Origin of the sequence: Henriciella sp. AS95 (assembly GCF_038900055.1) — a bacterium.
Taxonomy (GTDB): Bacteria; Pseudomonadota; Alphaproteobacteria; order Caulobacterales; family Hyphomonadaceae; genus Henriciella.
This window is the reverse complement of the sequence record NZ_JBBMQM010000001.1, coordinates 3,078,562-3,094,908: the sequence shown is the minus strand read 5'-3', so window position 1 is coordinate 3,094,908 and position 16,347 is coordinate 3,078,562. Positions and strand designations below refer to the sequence as shown.

At 60.3% G+C, this 16,347-nt stretch carries 17 protein-coding genes; 12 read left to right on the top strand and 5 right to left on the bottom strand.

From position 1 onward, the window contains the following. Positions 1 to 17: 17 nt before the first annotated feature. Positions 18 to 1,175 (top strand): acyl-CoA dehydrogenase family protein, encoded by a 1,158-nt coding sequence (locus tag WNY37_RS14890; protein ID WP_342974184.1) that lies wholly within the window; start codon positions 18 to 20, stop codon positions 1,173 to 1,175. An 83-nt stretch (positions 1,176 to 1,258) separates the two neighbouring features. Continuing rightward, positions 1,259 to 1,780 carry a hypothetical protein gene (locus WNY37_RS14885; RefSeq protein WP_342974183.1) on the top strand — a complete coding sequence of 174 codons (522 nt, stop codon included), beginning with the start codon at positions 1,259 to 1,261 and terminating at the stop codon, positions 1,778 to 1,780. Here WNY37_RS14885 and WNY37_RS14880 read toward each other — a convergent pair. Then, on the bottom strand, positions 1,768 to 2,592 hold the full coding sequence (locus WNY37_RS14880; protein WP_342974182.1) for a DUF5694 domain-containing protein: 825 nt from the start codon (positions 2,590 to 2,592) through the stop codon (positions 1,768 to 1,770). The genes WNY37_RS14885 and WNY37_RS14880 overlap by 13 nt on opposite strands. A gap of 162 nt (positions 2,593 to 2,754) precedes the next feature. Between WNY37_RS14880 and WNY37_RS14875 the strand changes: the two genes are divergently transcribed. The 6 genes from WNY37_RS14875 (at position 2,755) to WNY37_RS14850 (ending at position 9,420) form a co-directional block, all read left to right on the top strand. After that, positions 2,755 to 3,552, top strand: a complete 798-nt coding sequence (locus tag WNY37_RS14875; protein WP_342974181.1) for a crotonase/enoyl-CoA hydratase family protein — start codon at positions 2,755 to 2,757, stop codon at positions 3,550 to 3,552. Positions 3,553 to 3,555: 3 nt separating this feature from the next. After that, the gene (locus tag WNY37_RS14870) at positions 3,556 to 3,942 is read left to right on the top strand and encodes a RidA family protein (protein WP_342974180.1); all 387 of its coding nucleotides are present in this window, start codon (positions 3,556 to 3,558) and stop codon (positions 3,940 to 3,942) included. 76 nt (positions 3,943 to 4,018) lie between these two features. Continuing rightward, positions 4,019 to 4,309 carry a putative quinol monooxygenase gene (locus tag WNY37_RS14865; protein WP_342974179.1) on the top strand — a complete coding sequence of 97 codons (291 nt, stop codon included), beginning with the start codon at positions 4,019 to 4,021 and terminating at the stop codon, positions 4,307 to 4,309. A 46-nt stretch (positions 4,310 to 4,355) separates the two neighbouring features. Beyond that, the gene (locus WNY37_RS14860; protein ID WP_342974178.1) at positions 4,356 to 5,765 is read left to right on the top strand and encodes an MFS transporter; all 1,410 of its coding nucleotides are present in this window, start codon (positions 4,356 to 4,358) and stop codon (positions 5,763 to 5,765) included. Positions 5,766 to 5,865: 100 nt separating this feature from the next. Further along, a complete protein-coding gene (locus WNY37_RS14855) occupies positions 5,866 to 7,332 on the top strand; it encodes a Do family serine endopeptidase (RefSeq protein ID WP_342974177.1) in 1,467 nt (488 codons plus the stop codon). 75 nt (positions 7,333 to 7,407) lie between these two features. Then, positions 7,408 to 9,420, top strand: coding sequence for an alpha/beta fold hydrolase (locus WNY37_RS14850; protein WP_342974176.1), 2,013 nt, complete (start codon positions 7,408 to 7,410; stop codon positions 9,418 to 9,420). A 56-nt stretch (positions 9,421 to 9,476) separates the two neighbouring features. On the opposite strand, the gene WNY37_RS14845 is transcribed toward WNY37_RS14850, so the two are convergent. After that, positions 9,477 to 9,893 carry a pyridoxamine 5'-phosphate oxidase family protein gene (locus WNY37_RS14845; RefSeq protein WP_342974175.1) on the bottom strand — a complete coding sequence of 139 codons (417 nt, stop codon included), beginning with the start codon at positions 9,891 to 9,893 and terminating at the stop codon, positions 9,477 to 9,479. 132 nt (positions 9,894 to 10,025) lie between these two features. Next, positions 10,026 to 10,934, bottom strand: a complete 909-nt coding sequence (locus tag WNY37_RS14840; RefSeq protein WP_342974174.1) for a hypothetical protein — start codon at positions 10,932 to 10,934, stop codon at positions 10,026 to 10,028. Positions 10,935 to 11,007: 73 nt separating this feature from the next. Here WNY37_RS14840 and WNY37_RS14835 point away from each other — a divergent pair, with 73 nt between their 5' ends. Next, complete coding sequence (locus WNY37_RS14835) at positions 11,008 to 11,685, top strand: Fe2+-dependent dioxygenase (RefSeq protein ID WP_342974173.1); 678 nt, start codon at positions 11,008 to 11,010, stop codon at positions 11,683 to 11,685. Positions 11,686 to 11,689: 4 nt separating this feature from the next. On the opposite strand, the gene WNY37_RS14830 is transcribed toward WNY37_RS14835, so the two are convergent. Beyond that, complete coding sequence (locus tag WNY37_RS14830) at positions 11,690 to 12,535, bottom strand: TauD/TfdA family dioxygenase (protein WP_342974172.1); 846 nt, start codon at positions 12,533 to 12,535, stop codon at positions 11,690 to 11,692. Positions 12,536 to 12,629: 94 nt separating this feature from the next. Between WNY37_RS14830 and WNY37_RS14825 the strand changes: the two genes are divergently transcribed. From WNY37_RS14825 to WNY37_RS14815, 3 genes are all read left to right on the top strand, one after another. Then, positions 12,630 to 13,211, top strand: a complete 582-nt coding sequence (locus tag WNY37_RS14825) for a hypothetical protein (protein WP_342974171.1) — start codon at positions 12,630 to 12,632, stop codon at positions 13,209 to 13,211. 9 nt (positions 13,212 to 13,220) lie between these two features. Further along, complete coding sequence (locus WNY37_RS14820) at positions 13,221 to 14,528, top strand: replication-associated recombination protein A (protein WP_342974170.1); 1,308 nt, start codon at positions 13,221 to 13,223, stop codon at positions 14,526 to 14,528. Positions 14,529 to 14,602: 74 nt separating this feature from the next. Next, the gene (locus WNY37_RS14815) at positions 14,603 to 15,925 is read left to right on the top strand and encodes a dipeptidase (protein ID WP_342974169.1); all 1,323 of its coding nucleotides are present in this window, start codon (positions 14,603 to 14,605) and stop codon (positions 15,923 to 15,925) included. On the opposite strand, the gene WNY37_RS14810 is transcribed toward WNY37_RS14815, so the two are convergent. Then, positions 15,922 to 16,344, bottom strand: coding sequence for a GtrA family protein (locus WNY37_RS14810; protein WP_342974168.1), 423 nt, complete (start codon positions 16,342 to 16,344; stop codon positions 15,922 to 15,924). The genes WNY37_RS14815 and WNY37_RS14810 overlap by 4 nt on opposite strands. Between the last annotated feature and the right edge of the window lie 3 nt (positions 16,345 to 16,347).

Here is a 16,347-nt window from a genome sequence, read left to right as displayed (position 1 = left end):
ACGGGAGAAACTAGAGTATGGATTTCAATTTTTCAGAAGAGCAGACCATGATCCGCGATAGCCTCGCACGGCTGCTTCGCGATCAGTATGACTTCGACACGCGCCGCAAGGTCGTTGAAAGCGACACTGGCTGGCGCCCGGAGATGTGGCAGCAGTTTGCAGAGCTCGGCCTGCTCGCGGCGCCTTTCTCTGAGGACGATGGCGGCCTTGGTGGCAGCGCGATCGACTCAATGGTCATCATGGAAGAATTCGGCAAGGCGCTCGTCATCGAGCCTTATGTCCCGACAATCATTTGTGCGGGCGGGTTCCTCAAGCATGCCGGAACGGCTGAGCAGAAGTCAGAGCATCTTGAGGCCATCATTGGCGGCGAACGGGTGTTCGCCTTCGCCTATGCTGAGCCACGCGGCCGCTATAACCTCGCAGACCTTGAGACCACCGCCAAGAAAGACGGCGACAGCTATACGCTCAACGGCCACAAGGCCGTCGTCATCGGCGCGCCATGGGCGAGCCACCTCATCGTGACCGCGCGTACGTCTGGCGACCGCCGCGACAAGGACGGCATCTCGGTATTCATCGTCGAGAAGGACGCTGACGGTATCACGACCCGCGATTACCCAACCGTCGATGGCCGCCGTGCGTCGGAGATCTACTTCGAGAACGTGTCGGTTCCGGCCGCCAATCTCATCGGCGAAGAGGGCAATGCGCTGCCGCTGATCGAGCAAGTCGTCGACGAGGCAACCGTTGCCGTCTGTGCCGAAGCCATGGGCGCCATGGGCGTCGCTCACCAGATGACGGTTGAATATTCCAAGCAACGCAAGCAGTTCGGCGTTGCGATCGGCAAGTTCCAGGTCCTGCAGCACCGTATGGTCGACATGTTCATGGAGCACGAGCAGTCGATCTCCATGACCTACATGGCGACGCTGAAACTCGACGAAGACGAGACAACCCGCAAGAAAGCCGTGTCGGCAGCCAAGGTCCGCATCGGGCAGGGTGGCCGTTTCGTCGGACAGGAAGCGATCCAAATCCATGGCGGCATGGGCATGACCGATGAGCTTGCCGTCGGCCACTATTTCAAGCGCATGACGATGATCGACAGCGAATATGGAAATGTCGACTTCCATCTGCGCCGTTACACATCGCTCAGCTCAGGCGAGCTGAAAGTGGCCGCTGAATAGTCCGTCAATTCCTTCGAAACATTGACGTTAGCCCCCGTCCTGCCACACTGGCGAGGCGGGGGCTTTGTTTTGGAGGAGACCAGATGAGACTGAAACAAGCCCTGATCGCCAGCCTGTTGATGTGTGCGGGCGGTGCGTATGCGCAGGAAGACGATGCAACGGAGGCGTCCAAGCCTTCCCCTTGCAGTTCAGAGCCCTACAGGGCTTTTGATTTCTGGCTCGGTGAGTGGACGGTGAAAGACCCTGTCGATGTCCTCGCTGGCACAAACGTCATCACCAGCGAGGAAAATGGCTGTCTCATTGTCGAGCGCTGGACCGGCGCAGAAGGATCAACCGGGCAAAGCTACAATTACTTCAATCCGGTCAGCGGCATGTGGCGTCAGGTCTGGGTCAGTCCAGGCGCGATGATCGACTATGAGGGCGGCATCAACCAGCGCGGCCAGATGGTGCTCGAAGGCGAGATTTCCTATCGCAACGGTGACAAGTTCCCCTTTCGCGGCGAGTGGACGCCCAATGATGACGGCTCCGTGCGCCAGCATTTCGAGCAGTATAATCCAGACACCAATGAGTGGGATGACTGGTTCGTCGGCATTTACCGCAAATAGGGCATCGGATCGACGTATTCGAATCCGGGCGTGTTCTGCGCGAAGTGGCGGAGCCAGTAATTGTGGCCTGCACCATAGATGAGCAGCACCCGGTCGCCCGGTTTGGCCACGCGCGTGACATTGGCGAAGATCAGCGCATTGCGGGCATACCAGCCATAATTGAGGCGCGCGCCGGGCTTGTCCTCGCTATTCGCCATGTCCATCAGGCCGTAATAGAAGACCTGCTGCTGCTCTGTGGTGCGATCGGCATCGTTCTGCCAGGCGAGCAGCTCTGAAATGGTCGCGGTCTCCTGCATCTCAGAGAAGTCTTCCATCACGGTCGAGATCCAGCCAACAAGCTCTTCAGTCTTGCCCTCCGGCCCATACTTTTCTTCGTAAGCCTGAACCTCGTCGAAGGGGAAAAAGGAAATCTCGCCTTCGCCGACATCGACGGCGTAAACATGTTCGAGGCCAAGATCGGAGGCGAGCCGATATCCGATCTGCGCGCGCTCATTGCGGCTGGTCTTGAGGTCCTCGCGCGTGAAGGTTTCATAGGCCGGATCGATCAGGCTCGGCTCCGTCGGCTCACGCTCGACGGCGATGACCGTCGGTGCAAATTCCGCCAGCCGCGCCGCCAGCGCTTCCAGTTCGGCCTGGCGCCTGGGTGTGGTGACGTCCTCCGCTTCGGCATTGACCAGATCCTGGCCCGGATTGGCCATGTGATACGTACCAAGCAGCAGGACCTGGATCGGTTCGGGCTTTGGTTTCTCGTCTTGCGCGCTGACAGGCAACAGCAGGATCAGGGCGGCGGCGATAAAGGCGGTTAGTCGCATGGATGCTCCGGCGTTAGAAATTCATGTCTTCCATGATGCAGCGAGCCGCGCGATTGGATGCAGCTGTCGCTAAAATATTTTGCGTTGGCGGCCCTCGACAGATGCAGGCCGGGGTGCCACTGAAACTCGCAAACTTAAGTCATCTCAAGGGAAGATAGCCAAATGTCAGTCATCAAACTCGAGAAGAATGGTTCAATCGCGACGCTGACGCTGACGCGTCCTGATATGATGAATGCGCTCGGCCAGGAGGGCGATGGCCCTGACGTCGCCGCAGCCTGCGCCGAAATCGAAGCTGATCCAGCCATTCGCGTTGCCGTTCTCACTGGCGAAGGCCGGGCCTTCTCGGCAGGGGGCGACGTCAAGGCCATGCGCGACAAGACCGGCGCCTTCGGCGGCAGCCCCTATGACGTGCGCCAGGGCTATCGCCGCAACATCCACATGATTGTGAAGTCGCTTTACAACCTTGAAGTGCCACTCATTTCAGCCGTGAATGGCGCGGCGATTGGCCTGGGGTGCGATGTCGCCTGCATGGCCGATGTCCGCATCGCATCCGACAAGGCAAAGTTTGGCGTGACCTTCCTGAAGCTTGGCCTGATCCCGGGCGATGGCGGGGCGTGGCTGCTGCCGCGTATCATCGGCCAGGCGCGGGCGGCCCAGCTCCTGTTCACCGGCGATGTGATCGACGCTCAAACCGCGCTCGACTGGGGCCTCGTCTCCGAGGTCCACACAGCCGAAGCGCTGATGGATTCGGCTTATGCGCTGGCTGACCGGATGGCCATGCAGCCGCCGCAATCGCTCCGTCTCGCCAAGACGCTTCTGCGTCACGGTGCGACTGCCTCCTATGACACGATCATGGAGATGTCGGCGGCCGCCCAGGCGCTGATGCATGAGACTGAAGACCATATGGAAGGTGTCCACGCCATCCTTGAAAAGCGCACGCCGAAATTTGAAGGCAAATAGGCCATGCCATCACCCCGCCGGCTGATCTCAACGGGCTCACCCTTCGAAAAGACCATGGGATATTCGCGGGCCGTCGTGCAAGGCGACTGGTGCTTTGTCTCGGGCGTGACCGGCTATGACTATACCACGATGACCATGCCGGAGGATGCAGGTGTACAGGCGCGCAACTGCTTTGCGACGATCCGGTCTGTCCTGGCTGAGGCCGGGTTCGTCATGAGCGACGTTGCCCGCGTTCAGTATACGGTGGTCAGAAGGGACCTTGTCCCGGACATCCGGCCTGAACTTGAAGCCGCGCTCGGCGAAATCCGGCCTGCCGCGACCATGGTGATTGCAGGGCTGATCGAGCCTGAAATGAAAATCGAAATTGAAGTGACGGCGTTCAGGGGCTGACGTTGCGTCGGGCGCTGCGATGGCTTGTAGGTTCGATAGAGTCGGCTATTGTCACGCAAAATCAGGGAGGATCCATATGATTGGAGTCGTTGCGAAACTTACTGTCGCTGAAGGAAAAAATGCTGAGTTCGAGGAAGTCGGCAAGGAGCTGATGTCCAAGGTCAAAGCCAATGAAGAGGGTACGCTGACCTATCAGCTCTATCGCTCCAAGGACGATCCGCAGACCTATATCTTCATGGAAGAATATTCCAATGAAGACGCCATGAATGCGCACAGTGCGACGGAGTATTTCAAGGCGCTCGGCGCGAAGCTCGGCCCCTGTCTTGCCGGCCGTCCGCAGATTGAGCGCTACGATATCGTCGAGTAAGTCCTGACCCGTCGGGCAAGCGATGACAGAGCTCAGAAAACCCGGTTTGGCCACCCGTCTCGCTTTTGGCGTCGGCGGGGCTGCCGAAGGCATAAAGAATAACGGCTTCGATTATTTCCTGCTGTTTTTCTACAGCCAGATACTGGGCGTGCCGGCGGCGATGGTCGGGCTGGCGCTCATCCTCGCGCTTGTCGTCGATGCGGTTTCCGACCCGGTCGTGGGCTACTGGTCCGATAATATCCGCACCAGGTTTGGCCGCCGTCATCCCTTCATGTATGGCGCGCTGATCCCCGTTGCGCTCGTATACTTTCTGACGTGGAATCCGCCTTCGGGTCTGGCAGGGAACGAACTGTTTGCCTGGTTGCTGGCGATGACCATTCTGGTGCGTCTGGCCTTTACCATGTTTGAAGTGCCCAGCACTGCGCTGGCAGCTGAGCTGACGCAGGACTACGACGCGCGCACGTCGCTGATGTCGTTCCGCTATTTCTTCGCCTGGTTCGGCGGGCTGTCGATCCAGATCCTGCTGCTTTGGGTTTTGCTGCAGAACGATTTCACCAATCTGGCGGGCTGGCATACTTATGGGCTGGTCGCTTCGATCTGCATTTTCGCAGCGGTCCTGATCTGCGCCCTGGGCACGCATCGCCACATCCCGCATCTGAAGCCTCCACCTGATACGCGAAAGCTCACGCTTGGGACGGTGTTTCGCGAGATCATCGAGACGATCTCCAATCGGTCCTTCAGGGCGCTTTTTCTGGCGACGCTGTGCGGGTTCATCGCGACGGGGATCTCGGCCACGCTGAACCAGTACATCAACTCGATCTTCTGGGGGTTCGATCCGCAGCAGATCGCCGGGCTGACCGTGGCGGTGTATCTGTCGGCCGTGCTGGCCCTTGTCCTGGCACCGGTCATCGGGCGGACCTTCGGGAAGAAACGCGGGGCGATCTATACCGGCATTTTCGCTTTCACGATTGCGCCGCTGCCGGTCTTGCTGCGCCTGCTGGGTGTGCTGCCGCCGAACGGGACCGAAGCGCTTTATTACTTCGTTCTTTGCGTCACCGTTTTCGATGTGGCGCTGATCATCGCCTATCAGATGCTGGCCGCTTCAATGGTTGCAGACATTGTCGAGGATAGCGAGATCCAGACGGGGCGGCGGTCCGAGGGCATCTTCTTTGCGGGGATCAGCTTCATCCGCAAGCTTTCGCAGGGCGCCGGCGTCCTGACCGCGTCTGTCATTCTCTCGATTGCCGGGATCGTCGCAGGCACGTCGCCAGAGCTTGTGTCCGAAACCTCGACGCGGTCACTTGGCCTTGGTTACGCGCTGGGCGTGCTGACCTCGTGGACGCTGATGCTGATCTGCATCTCGTTCTACCGCATCAGCCGGGAGACCCACGATGAAAACCTCTCGCGCCTTCGCGCGCTGGAAGGGGCGCAGGAGTCCGGACCGGGCAGCCAGTAGTGCTGCGCTGAGCCCTTGCAATCGCAGGTCGTGTTGCCTTTCTCATTTGTCATGATCTGCCCGATTGCCCTCATCGCGGCGCCGCAATAGAGCCATTTTCATGATGCATATCAAAACCATGACCCGACATGTTTCGAAACTGCTTCTTCTGAGTGCAGTTGCCGTCCTCGCTCTCCTCGCCGTCGTTATCAGCCCTCTCTTCTCCTACGGGCAGGCGGCGGGGGCGCAGGGCAGCCTGTTCGGCAGCGACAAGCGCGTGCCGCAAAGCCAGGCTGAGGTCGAGCTGAGCTATGCACCGCTCGTGAAACAGGTCTCCCCGGCGGTGGTCAGTGTCTACAGCCGCAAGGTCGTCCGCCAGAATGCATCGCCCTTCGCCAATGATCCGATCTTCCGGGAGTTCTTTGGCGGCGGCCCGCGTGAGCAGGTCCAGAACTCGCTGGGTTCCGGCGTGATCGTCTCTGAAGACGGTGTCATCGTGACCAACAATCATGTGATCAACAATGCTGACGAGTTCCGTGTGGTCCTCTCGGACCGGCGCGAATATGAAGCCGAACTGATCCTCGCAGATGAGCGCACCGACCTCGCCGTGCTGCGCATCGATACCGAGGGCGATCCGCTCCCGACCATCGACTATGCCGATACGCGCGATACCGAGGTTGGTGACATCGTGCTGGCCATTGGTAACCCGTTCGGTGTTGGTCAGACGGTGACGACAGGCATCATCTCCGCGACTGCGCGGACCGATGTTGGCGTGTCTGACTATGCCTTTTTCCTGCAGACCGATGCTGCGGTGAACCCCGGCAATTCGGGCGGCGCTCTCATCAATACCAAGGCTGAGCTGGTCGGCGTGAACACGGCGATCTTCTCGCGGTCTGGCGGGTCTAACGGGATCGGCTTTGCGATCCCGGCAGAGATGGTGAAGCGCGTTGTTGATGCGGCCGTCAATGAAGGCATGATCGTTCGCCCATGGCTCGGCCTCAAGGCACAGTCTGTGACCTATGACATCGCCAAGTCGCAAGGCATGACACGTCCGGTCGGTGTCATGGTGACGGAAGTCTTCGACGAAGGCCCGGCCGATGAAGCCGGTCTCAGCCGCGGCGATCTCATCACCAAGATCGATGGCCGCGAAGTCTATGATGAGAAGGGCCTCAAATTCCTCGCTGCGACGCGTTCGCCGGGTGAAAAGTCTGAGCTGACCCTCCTGCGCGGCGGAAAGTATGAGACCGTCCGTGTGACGCTCGCGCCGCCGCCGGGTGCCACCGAGGCCGAGCTCGAGCTCCTCGATGGCCGCCATCCTTTCTCTGGCGCGGAAGTCGCTGAACTGTCTCCGCGCCTCGCCGAAGAGATGGGCCGCGACCCGTTCGCGACCGGCGTACTGGTCACGCGCATCCTGCGCGGGGCTTATGCCTGGCGCATCGTTCGCCCTGGTGATCTCATCGTCTCGATCAATGGAGAGAGCGTGAAGACGCTGGAGCAGCTCGACGATGCGCTTGCAGAAGACGAGTCCAGCTGGGCGATTGAGCTCGACCGCAATGGACGCCGCATTAGCGGGACGGTTCGCCTCTAGAAAATCGAGCGGCCCTGTCTCGCTATCGTGAAAAGCGAGTGCTAGTCTCATGGCACAACTGTCAGGGAGACTATCTTGGATTTCAAATGGACGATCGCGCTTGCCGCAGGGCTGAGCGCCGCGTGTACGCAGACCCCCACCACTGAAACAACCGACTCCAGCACGAGCGTCGCGCCGCCAGCCGTGACCGAAGCTGAGGTCGAAACCGTCAGCGTCACCGAGTATCCTGCGGCCCTGTTTCACGAGACGACGAGCTACAGCCTTGGCTCTTCTTCGGGCTTTGTGTTTTCGCCTGAAGGCGACACGATCCTTGCCTCCACGGACGCTTCGGGCATCTTCAACGCGATTACGCTTGATGCCGAAGGCAGCGTCACGCCGCTCACGACATCGGATACAAATGCGATTTACGCACGAAGCTTTTTCCCAAATGATACGCGTGTGCTGGTCTCGTCCGATACGGGCGGCAATGAAATCTCTCATGTCTATGTCCGCGAGGCCGACGGCACGCTGACCGATCTGACACCGGGCGAGGAAACCCGGGCGAGCTTTGTCGGCTGGCGCGATGATGGCCAGGTTTTCTATGTCGCGACCAATGAACGGAATGCGACGACAGATGACCTTTATGCCTACAGCGCAGAGGACTATTCGCGCGACATGCTGTTCGAAAATTCGGGCATGTCGCTCGCGGATGTGTCGCCGGATGGCCGCTGGGTGGCCCTCACCAAGGAACGCACGAGCGCCGATTCCGACATCTATCTCGTTGATCTCTATGAAGAGACCCCCGAGCCAAAACTGATCACCGAGCATGTCGATGACATCGCCTATGGCGTTTACGACTTCACCGCTGACAGTGAGACGCTGATCTACGCCACCAATGAGTTTGGTGAGTTCAATCAGGCCTGGACCTATAATCTTGTCTCCGGAGAGCGCAGCGCGCTGATCGAGGCGGACTGGGATGTCTCCTTTGTCTTTGACAGCCCGACCGGGCGGTATCTGGTGTCCGCGATCAATGAAGACGCCGTCACAGACCTCACCATACATGACAATGAGACGGGGGAGGATGTTTCCCTGTCGGGTATTCCGGATGGAGAGCTTGGCCAGATCCGGTTCAACGGCGATGAAAGCATGATTGCCTTCGGCGTGAACACGGATACCTCGCCGTTCAATCTCTATCTCGCCGACCTTGAAACCGGGGAAGCCACGCGTCTGACAAACGCCTTGCCGGATGCCATCGACGAGGACGATCTCGTCACTGCGACGGTGGTTCGTTATCCGAGTTTCGACGGTCTGGAGATCCCCGGCATCTTCTACATGCCGCAACAGGCCTCAGCCGATAATCCGGTGCCGGCGCTCGTCTGGGTGCATGGCGGTCCGGGTGGTCAGTCGACCAAGGGCTATTCGGCAACGATCCAGCACCTGGTGAACCATGGCTACGCTGTGCTGGCCGCGAACAATCGTGGCTCGTCCGGCTATGGCAAGACCTTCTTCCACATGGATGACCGCAATCACGGCGAGAAAGACCTGCAGGATATCGTCTGGGCGCGGACCTATCTGGAGGGTGTTGAAGGGATCGATCCGGACAAGATCGGCATCATTGGCGGATCCTATGGTGGCTTCATGACCGCTGCGGCGCTCGCCTTCGAGCCTGAAGCCTTCGATGTCGGTATCAATATCTTCGGCGTGACCAACTGGTTGCGCACGCTCGAGAGCATTCCGCCATGGTGGGGCAGCTTCCGCGATGCGCTCTATGACGAGATGGGCGATCCGGCGACCGACGAAGAAAGACTGCGCCGTATTTCGCCGCTCTTCCATGCCGACAATATCGTGAAGCCGATGCTGGTCATTCAGGGCGCGAATGATCCGCGCGTGCTGCAGGTCGAGAGTGATGAGCTGGTCGCCGCTGCCCGCGAAAATGGGGCGACAGTGGAGTACGTCCTGTTCCCGGATGAAGGCCACGGCTTCCAGAAGCGGGAGAACCGCATCACCGCGTCAGAAGCCTTCGTGACCTTCCTCGACACCTATCTCAAGGGCGAGATGAAAACGGATGCGATCCAGGAAGCATCTGCGTCAGAGGGCGCGGCGGAGTAGCCGCCAACCGGGTCCGAGGATGCCTGCCTGCGCGGGCATCCTCGTCGGATCTGGGGTCAGACCTTGATCTCGCCTTCGTCCCGTCCGTTCCAGTAATGGATGCGGGTCGCGTCGACCTTGATCATGACGAGGCCGTCCGTATCGACGCCGTCCTCGAACCATTTGTCGAGGTCAGGATTCCAGTGGCTTTCGAACTCGCTCTTGTCGCGAACCAGTTCGGCGTCGCCTTCGAGCGCGATCTGGAAGCCGCCATCGCCCTGATAGGTGAGGCCGACATTCCTGTTCTTGCCGATGTCTGAGACGGTGCGCGTATCGTCCATGGCGAAGTAGTAGGACGTGCCATCATAGTCGACGTCGCGATTGTTGCTCATCGGACGCGAGGCGATTTCGTCGCCGCTGGTGTGGGTCGACATCATGGTGATGTCGATCTTCTTCATCTTCTTGGAGATGTCCTCGAGGCTGAGCTGGCTCATGGGGTGTCTTTCCTTTCTGTACGGACAGGAAAGAAATGCTGCCGGGTGGTCACCTGTTCCCCCCGACAGAAAAAAGGCCGGCGCTCCATCTGGTGGAGGCCGGCCCTTCAGCATTTAGAGGGGCAGGTGCGCCTAGAGGCCGCTTGCCTGCAATTGCAGCTCGGAATTGGCGACCGCCAGAGCGGACTGGTCTGCGTCGAGTTCATCAGGACGGGCCGCGCCAGGATAGGCGGACGCCAGCAGGGAGAGAACCGTGTCGGCCTGCGCGGTGAAGTCTGGCGCTGCGGCTTCGATGGCAGCGCGGTCATCGCTCAGCATGGCCGATGCGGTGCTGTAGAAGCCATAGCCGTCGAGATAGGGCTCATAGGCGTCGGTGCGCGAGGCCGAATCGTACTGAGCGGCGGCGCGGTTGATCTGGTCAGCAATGACTTTCGCTTCCACGATCGCGGTGCTGTCGTCTCCTTCAGGGGCCTTCTCGGCAGCGGCGCGGAGCGTCGCGATGATATCCTCAGCGCGGGCGTGGAGATCTTCATCCGACTCGTCTGCGAACATCGCTGCCGAGGCATCGAGCAGTTTCTGGTCGAAGGGCTCGACGCCCTGCTGGACGAGGACCGGTTCAAGCTCGAACAGGATTTCGCTGACCGGGTGGACGAACATCTCGGCGGCGGCCTCGCGCTCACCTGCATCCAGCGCATCGATACCGGCGCGGATATGGGCTTCGGTCAGGGCAAGGGCGCTGCGATAGACGGCCGGGTCTTCGGCCGCAGCCGCGATATCGACGCCGCCTTCGCCGCCTTCACCCTCGCCGCCTTCGCCTTCGCCACCTTCTCCTTCGCCTTCGCCGCCAGACATGACATAGGGTGTGTCAGCGGTGGCGCTGGCGTCGGCCGTGGTGCTGGTGCCGGCTTCAGGCGTTTCAGGCGCGGCCGTCTCGCTCGGGGCGGGGGCCGGCTCAGGGGTATCGTTGCTGCAGGCGACAGCGCCGCCGAGAAGGGTGGTCGACAGACCAAGCGCAGCGAGAGATTTGTATTTTGATGCCATTTGAATGCACTTTCCTGGTTGCGCGTTCTGCAAGAACGGTTAGCCATAACTGCAAATAATTCTCAAACGCAAGATGCTGATTACAATTCCTGACATATTGGACGCCGCCGCACTGAGTGAAGTGCGTGATCTTCTGGCGAAAACTGCCTGGGCCGATGGGCGCAAGACAGCCGGTCCTGAGGCGGCCAGGGTGAAGCGCAATGAGCAGGCCGATCTCAAGTCACGCTCCGGTACCACGCTCCATACCAGGCTGAAGGACGCGATCACGAAGAACGCCGTCTTTCAGGCCGCAGCGCAGCCGGCTCGTCTGTCCCGCCTGCTCGTCAGCCGGAGCGGCGAAGGGCAGGGCTATGGCACGCATGTCGACAATGCGCTGATGGGCGCAGGCGCGAACCGTATCCGTACCGATCTCTCCTTCACGCTGTTTCTCAGCGACCCGAAGGATTATGAGGGCGGAGAGCTGACCATCGACTGGGCCGGTATGGTCCATTCGATGAAGCTCGAGGCCGGATCCCTTCTTCTCTATCCGTCGACCAGCCTTCACCGGGTGGAGGCGGTCACATCCGGCCAGCGCATTGTCTGCGTCGGCTGGGTGCAGAGCCAGGTCCGCACCAGTGAGCAGCGCGATATCCTCTTCGACCTCGCCAATCTCAAAGCGTCCATGCGCGGCTCTCTGCCGGGCGACGCGCCGGAGCATCTCGCGCTCTCAAAGATCGTCGCGAATCTGCGCCGCCTCTGGGCCGAAAACTGAGGTCCTAGGCGGCGGCGCGCGCCCCGATGGTCGTGCGGTGGAGCAGGCGGTCGTGGCCCTGATAGCCGCCGGTGGCCATGTGCAGGCAGGAGCGATTGTCCCACATGACGAGCATGTCCGGTTGCCATTTGTGGCGATACTGGAACTCCGGCCGCGTCTGCCAGCGATAGAGGTCGGTGAGCAGCGCGAAGCCTTCCTCCTCGTCCATGCCCTGAATGCCGATAATATACCCAGCGCAGCCGAACAGGCCCTCGCGGCCGGTTTCCGGGTGCTTGCGGATAATCGGGTGGAGCTGGGTTGCGAGAGCATCGTCGGAGGGTTTGATGTCCATGCTGCGGCCCGTGTCGGCCTGCCCATAGAGACCGGTCTTGCCATAGCCGTTGCGCGCCGAATGCACCGCCATCTTGCCCTCGAGCTGTTTGCGTAGATCGTCCGGCATGTCGTCGAGCGCCTTGTGCTGGTTGGTGAACAGCGTGTCGCCGCCGACCGGCGGGATGGTGATGCCATAGAGGCAGGTCCCGGCGGGCGGGCTTTTCTGGAAGCTCCAGTCGGAATGCCATGTCTCGGCGAAGACAGGGCCGGTCTCGTCGGCCTTGCGTTTCACCGCGATGATGTGCTCGCGGCCTTCAATAGGCGCGATGTACGGATCGTCTCCGAATGGTCCGAAATACTGGGTGAAGCGTTCAAGGTCATCATCGCTGAGGCTCTGATCGGGAAAGGCGAGGACGTGGTGCGTGAGCCAGGCCCGCCGGATCTCGGCAATGGTTTCGTCGTTGAGTTGCAGGTTCAGGTTAAGGCCGGTGACCGTTGCGCCGCAGGCCTGACCGCTTTGTTCTATGGTCAGTGTCATGATGCGTTTCCTCCAGCGATGATCTTATCACGGGGCGCGGTGTGGGCTAGGGATTAAGGGGCAAGATGGGATTGCTCGCTTCTGGGAATAATAAATGCCAAATTGGTCTTTCATCGTGGGGGGCGTCGTAGGTGGTTTTCTCATCATTGCGGCTGTGATCTGGTCAGATGCCTTGGCCAAATTGCTTGGACCGAAGCCGACGGGTGATGGGCGCCATGTCGTCTGGTTCAGCAAGTCCGTAAGCCTCGCTATCGTGGTCATCGGAAGCATAATGTTTCCATTGGCTGCTTACACGACAATCATAAGAGCGTTCGATGGAAGCTGGCTCGATATCCTGGTTGGCAGTGCGATTCTCGTCATTCTCGGATTGCTAGTTCCGTATTTCTTCAGGACGTTCAGATCTGACTTTCACACAGTGTATTGGAACGAGAATGAGATCAGCGGACCGTCCGACATTCGACCGTTTGGTTTGATGGGCAGCCGAACCACAATCGCCACAAGTGAGATAAAGCGCATAGGGAAATCCGTGTGGTTCACTTTCGTCGAGGATATTGGTGGAAGGCGTATCTATTGGACGGGATATCATTGGGGGCACGCGCATCTCGAAGCGCATTTAAAATCCCATCTCCCCGACCAACCGAAGCAGGACCTTTTCAGCCGTCTCTTGAAGCTCTAACCCAACCGCATGAGCGATCTCTTTTCTGCATCTGGTATGGCCGATGAGGCGCCGCGGCCTCTGGCTGACCGGCTTCGTCCGCAAACGCTGTCCGAAGTGGTCGGGCAGGATCATCTGCTCGGCCCCCATGGCGCGCTGGGGCGGATGCTGAAGACGGGGCGGCTTGGCTCGATCATCTTCTGGGGCCCGCCCGGTGTCGGCAAGACGACGATTGCGCGGCTGCTGGCCAAGGAAACCGATCTCGAATTCGAGGCGATCAGCGCGGTCTTCTCCGGTGTGAAGGATCTGCGCGCTGCCTTCGACCGGGCCGAGAACCGGCGCGGCATGGGCAAGGGCACGCTGCTCTTCGTGGACGAGATCCACCGCTTCAACCGCGCCCAGCAGGATGGCTTCCTGCCCTTCGTCGAGGCGGGCGTCGTGACGCTTGTCGGCGCGACGACGGAGAACCCCAGTTTCGAGATCAATGGCGCTCTCCTGTCTCGCTGCGCGGTCCTGACCCTGAAACGTCTGACGCCGGAGGCGCTGGAGGAGTTGCTGCAGCGGGCTGAAGAGCTGGAAGGCCGCAAACTGCCGCTTGAAACTCGTGCCCGCGAGGCGCTGGTGGACATGGCTGATGGCGATGGCCGCTACATGCTGAACCTTGCCGAGCAGGCGTTCACGCTCGCTGACGAAGGCAAAGAGCTGACGGCCGAGCAACTCTCCAACGCGCTCCAGAAACGCGCACCCGCTTACGACAAGGACCGCGAAGAGCATTACAACCTCATCTCGGCGCTGCATAAGTCCGTGCGCGGGTCTGACCCGGACGCGGCGCTCTACTGGTTCGCCCGGATGATCACCGGGGGCGAAGATCCGCTCTATCTCGCCCGGCGGCTCGTGCGCATGGCGTCTGAGGACATCGGCCTTGCAGACCCGACCTCGCTCATGATCGCCAATGAGGCGGCCCGCACCTATGAGCGGCTCGGCAGCCCGGAAGGCGAACTTGCACTCGCCCACGCCGTCGTCCACATGGCGACCGCACCGAAATCGAACGCGGTGTACGTCGCGTGGAAAGCGGCGCAGCGCTCAGCCAAGGAAACCGGCTCCCTGATGCCGCCCAAACATATCCTCAACGCGCCGACCTCGTTCATGAAGGATGAGGGCTACGGGAAGGATTATAACTATGATCACAACGCCGAGGATGGATTTTCTGGTCAGAACTACTTCCCGGACGGAATGGCGCGGGAACAGTTCTACGACCCGAAGGGCGAAGGCCGCGAAGGCCCGATCGCCGAGCGGCTGAAACGCTGGGCAGAGCTGCGCAAGAAGAAGGGTGGTTAGCACCGCCAATCTTGCGAGCGGCAGCGGAGTCTGGTCCTATGGCGATGGCTGATAATTCTCCCGGAGTATTTTTGATGATCTCGACGTTCAAGAAGTCCCTGCTGGCAGGGGCTATCACTGTTTCTGCTGCGGCCTGCACACCCGAAGCCGCCGAAACCGGCAGCGTGATCCTCCCCAACGAGGCTGGCCCAACGCATTCGCAGACGGCGCCTGCGCTTGGCGTGGCGGCCGATGTCATCGACCTTCATCAATCGATGCTGGTGATGGATACCCATCTTGACACGCCGGCCTTCTTCCACACCGACGATTACACATTCAGTGATCGTGGCAGCTTCGGGAAGGACGGCACGCAGGTGGACCTGCCGCGGATGAATGAAGGCGGTCTGGATGGCGGCTTCTGGGTCATCTACACGCCGCAGGGGCCGCTCGATGAAGCGTCCTATGATGCGGCCCGTAACAGCGCGCTGCTGCGCCAGATGGCGATCCGCGAGTTTGCCGCGAAGTATTCCGACAAGGTCGAGCTTGCCTTCACGGCTGATGATGCCGAACGCATAGCGGGTGAGGGCAAGAAGGTCGTCTTTCAGAGCATCGAGAACTCCTATCCGCTCGGCACGGATGTGTCGCTTCTGGAGACGTTCTACATTGGCGGGGTTCGCATGGTCGGGCCGGTGCATGGCCGCGACAACCAGTTCGCAGATAGCGCGACGGATGTATCGTCTGAAGCCTTTGGCGGGCTCTCTCCGCTTGGCGAGGAGCTGGTCGCGAAGGCCAATGAGCTCGGCATGATCCTGGATGCGTCGCACGCCGCTGACGAGACCGTGTATGACATGATCGAAGCGTCCACGACGCCGTTGATCTTCTCGCATACGGGTGTCGACGGGATGTACGAGCACTTCCGCAATGTGCCCGACGAGTTGCTGGTCGCGGTGGCCGAAGATGGCGGCGTGATCCAGATGAACGCGCTCGGCGCTTATCTCGAACTGCTGGAGCCATCGCCTGAACGCAGTGAGGCGCTCGACGCCCTGACAGCGGAGTATGGCGCCTTTTCAGATATGGATACCGAGACGATGGATGCCTATCGCGAGGCGCGCAAGAGCGTCGACGCCCAGTTCCCGGCGCCGCAATCAACATTTGAAAAGTTCATGGAGCAGGTCCTCTATTCGTTGGAGCTGGTCGGTCCGGACCATGTCGGCATGGGCGCTGACTGGGATGGCGGCGGCGGCGTTAAGGGGATGATCGACATTACCTTCCTGCCAAAGGTGACGGCAGCGCTGCTGGAGGCTGGCTATTCTGAAGAAGACATCCAGAAGTTCTGGTCGGGCAATATGCTACGCCTGCTGCGCGAGGCAGAAGCGGCGCGGACATCGACGCTGACGTCTCCGACAATCCTGAACTAGGCGTTGGGGTCGACAGGCGGTTCTTCGCCGAAGGCCTTTGCGACGGGGAAGACGAAGCGGGCGGTCAGAGTGAAGTTCGCGACCGCGCCGGCAACAGATCCGATGCCTGTTGCGATGAGCGGCAGGCTGATCCAGGCAAGGCCGGACGCAACAAGCAGGGAATAGACGCCGAGATTGATCGCGCCGCCGACGGAGTTCGCGGCGACGAACAGGCCAAAGCCTGTTGCCCATCCAGGCTGGTCGCGCCCCGCCCGGAAAACGAAGAGGCGGTTGAGTGTGTAAGTTGTCGCGACGGCGGCTGCGAATGATATGGCACGCGCACTATACGGGCCAAGATATTGCAGGGCGATCAGCAGCACCCCGGCATCGACCAGGAAGCCGACAACACCAACGCTCAGAAATCCGATAAAACGCTTCAAGGT

What these genes read in the sequence shown, in the direction of transcription:
- WNY37_RS14835 (WP_342974173.1), top strand. Translation starts at nt 11,008, where the DNA reads ATGCTGATTACAATTCCTGACATATTGGACGCCGCCGCACTGAGTGAA.
- WNY37_RS14890 (WP_342974184.1), top strand. Translation starts at nt 18, where the DNA reads ATGGATTTCAATTTTTCAGAAGAGCAGACCATGATCCGCGATAGCCTC.
- WNY37_RS14855 (WP_342974177.1), top strand. Translation starts at nt 5,866, where the DNA reads ATGATGCATATCAAAACCATGACCCGACATGTTTCGAAACTGCTTCTT.
- WNY37_RS14870 (WP_342974180.1), top strand. Translation starts at nt 3,556, where the DNA reads ATGCCATCACCCCGCCGGCTGATCTCAACGGGCTCACCCTTCGAAAAG.
- WNY37_RS14815 (WP_342974169.1), top strand. Translation starts at nt 14,603, where the DNA reads ATGATCTCGACGTTCAAGAAGTCCCTGCTGGCAGGGGCTATCACTGTT.
- WNY37_RS14845 (WP_342974175.1), bottom strand. Translation starts at nt 9,893, where the DNA reads ATGAGCCAGCTCAGCCTCGAGGACATCTCCAAGAAGATGAAGAAGATC.
- WNY37_RS14840 (WP_342974174.1), bottom strand. Translation starts at nt 10,934, where the DNA reads ATGGCATCAAAATACAAATCTCTCGCTGCGCTTGGTCTGTCGACCACC.
- WNY37_RS14885 (WP_342974183.1), top strand. Translation starts at nt 1,259, where the DNA reads ATGAGACTGAAACAAGCCCTGATCGCCAGCCTGTTGATGTGTGCGGGC.
- WNY37_RS14830 (WP_342974172.1), bottom strand. Translation starts at nt 12,535, where the DNA reads ATGACACTGACCATAGAACAAAGCGGTCAGGCCTGCGGCGCAACGGTC.
- WNY37_RS14825 (WP_342974171.1), top strand. Translation starts at nt 12,630, where the DNA reads ATGCCAAATTGGTCTTTCATCGTGGGGGGCGTCGTAGGTGGTTTTCTC.
- WNY37_RS14820 (WP_342974170.1), top strand. Translation starts at nt 13,221, where the DNA reads ATGAGCGATCTCTTTTCTGCATCTGGTATGGCCGATGAGGCGCCGCGG.
- WNY37_RS14875 (WP_342974181.1), top strand. Translation starts at nt 2,755, where the DNA reads ATGTCAGTCATCAAACTCGAGAAGAATGGTTCAATCGCGACGCTGACG.
- WNY37_RS14865 (WP_342974179.1), top strand. Translation starts at nt 4,019, where the DNA reads ATGATTGGAGTCGTTGCGAAACTTACTGTCGCTGAAGGAAAAAATGCT.
- WNY37_RS14880 (WP_342974182.1), bottom strand. Translation starts at nt 2,592, where the DNA reads ATGCGACTAACCGCCTTTATCGCCGCCGCCCTGATCCTGCTGTTGCCT.